Raw genomic sequence first — 596 nt, 5'->3', positions numbered from 1 at the left:
GCTTCCGAGACGAGCGAGCGCACGCCTTCCGTGAGCTCGATGTCACCGGCGTCGTTCTGGTAGTGCTGGATGATGTTGCGGATGACGGCCGGTTGCTCGTCCATCTCCTTCAACATGTAGTGCGCGTACGTGCCCTTCTCGATGTCTGACGCATCGATCTCGGCCGTGTACGGGGCACGTTCGAGGACCTCGCCGTCGAGCGTCTTGATCGTCGCCGATTCGCGCGTCAAGATGACGATCTCGCCGTCGTGGAGCTCGAGGTACTGGTCCGTCACTTGGAGCATCGCCATCGCGTCAGACGCCACGACGTTGAACGTGCCGTCGCCGAGTCCGACGAGAAGTGGCGACTTGTTCTTGCCGATATAGAGGCGTTCTTTATCTTCCGAGTCGATCATCGCGATCGCGTACGAGCCGTGGAGCTCAGACAACGTCTTGCGGAACGCCGCCTCGACGTCATTTAGCACGACGAAGTTCTTATCCATGAGCTGGACGATGACTTCCGTGTCCGTCTCCGAGAGGAACGGCACGTCGAGTGTCGCCTTGATCTGTTCGTCGTTCTCGATGACACCGTTGTGGACGAGCGTGAAGCGGCCCGT

General features: G+C 59.7%; 1 pseudogene. It reads right to left on the bottom strand.

Annotated features, from left to right (window positions below):
- Nucleotides 1-596: pseudogene (locus tag KNP72_RS15770) on the bottom strand (glutamine--fructose-6-phosphate transaminase (isomerizing)); the annotation flags it as partial.

The organism is Exiguobacterium sp. s152, from assembly GCF_018618335.1.
Lineage (GTDB): Bacteria > Bacillota > Bacilli > Exiguobacteriales > Exiguobacteriaceae > Exiguobacterium > Exiguobacterium chiriqhucha.
The sequence above is the reverse complement of the archived record's forward strand: the minus strand, read 5'-3'. Positions and strand labels throughout refer to the sequence as shown.